General features: G+C 60.2%; 1 pseudogene. It reads right to left on the reverse strand.

Annotated elements, in window-relative coordinates:
• Positions 1 to 235 precede the first annotated feature (235 nt).
• A pseudogene (locus FTU05_RS17755) lies at positions 236 to 1,024 on the reverse strand (IS91-like element ISVsa3 family transposase); the annotation flags it as partial.

Genomic DNA, 1,024 nt, shown 5'->3' on the forward strand with positions numbered 1-1,024 from the left:
ACGTATAGGAAGAATAAACGCCCTTTTCACCCAAGTCCAACAGCTTTGGACCGCAGTTGACTCTTTCGACACCCCTGCGATGCAACCCAATCCGGCTGACGGGGAGCCAGCAACGCTGAAAATTTACCCTCCTCTTTCCCACTAGCGGCTCCTTTTCCGACAACCAGCACGGCGGATCCCTGCCGCGGCGCTGTGAACGCAGCATTTTGATTGGTATCGTTGGCCTTCAGGCTCGTCAGTCAAACAGACCCAGGAGCAGCTCAGCCGGTGGCGCCCGGCTTTCGGGTAACGCCCTGGTCCCGCTGGTTTCGGCTTTGTGCTTCAGGTGATCAAGGATCTGCTTGATCACTATAGGGTCTTCAATGCAGGCGATGACTTTCATGGCGCCGCCGCAGCCGCTGCAGGTCTCGATGTCGATATTGAAAACACGCTTGAGCCGTTGCGCCCATGTCATCGACGCTCGCCGTTGTGCTGGTGTTGCCGGTTCATCAGCCACCCTGACCTTGTTGCCCCTGCCCCGTTTTGCCGGCGTGACCAACGCCCGGTGCCGACTGTTGGGTGCGAACACCCCGTGGAAGCGGGTTAGGTTGACTCTGGGCTTCGGTACCAGGGCGGCCAGCCTTGCAATGAAATCCAATGGTTCGAAAATGACGTGCGTGGTGCCGTCCCGGTACGGCGTCTTGAGCTGGTAGCGCACGTTGCCGCCTCGTGTTAACGACAGCCGCTTCTCGGATACCGCCGGGCGGCTGATGTACCGGCACAGCCGTTCGAGCTTCTTGCGTTCATCGGCCCTGGCCGCCACGCCGGCGTGCAGGCTGGACCCGGCTACCTTGCCAATCCCGTCACCGAACGGATCACCACTGGTCGGCAGAGTTTGCAAAGTGAACACCTTTCGCCCCGCCTGTGAACCGACAGCGATACGGTAAGTGATCGAGTGCCCCAGCAGGGGTGTCATCGGGTCGTCATCCACCGCATCCGAGGCCAGATAGCTGTTTTCGACATCCCGTTCCAGCAGGCCTTGCCG

Source organism: Acinetobacter sp. YH12049 (genome assembly GCF_013419875.1).
Lineage (GTDB): Bacteria > Pseudomonadota > Gammaproteobacteria > Pseudomonadales > Moraxellaceae > Acinetobacter > Acinetobacter amyesii.